Below are 233 nucleotides of genomic sequence, written 5' to 3' on the forward strand. Positions count from 1 at the left end.
CGGCGCGGGCCGGCGAGGCGGGGCGGGGCTTCGCGGTCGTCGCCGCCGAGGTCAAGGCGCTCGCCGAGCAGACGACCCGGGCGACCGAGGAGATTGCCCGGCAGATCGGCGCGATCCAGGCCGGCACCGGCGGGGCGGTCGAGGCCATCGCGGTCATCGGCCGGCGGATCGGCGAGATGGACACCATCGCGGCCGGCGTCGCCGCGGCGATGGAGGAGCAGGGCGCCGCGACG

General features: G+C 78.5%; 1 protein-coding gene. It reads left to right on the forward strand.

The window, feature by feature from the left end; translation table 11 throughout:
• A partial coding sequence (locus tag A5481_RS35560) for a methyl-accepting chemotaxis protein (RefSeq protein WP_245298686.1) occupies positions 1-233 on the forward strand: 233 nt, incomplete at both ends.

The sequence above is a fragment of the Methylobacterium platani genome (assembly GCF_001653715.1).
Lineage (GTDB): Bacteria > Pseudomonadota > Alphaproteobacteria > Rhizobiales > Beijerinckiaceae > Methylobacterium > Methylobacterium platani.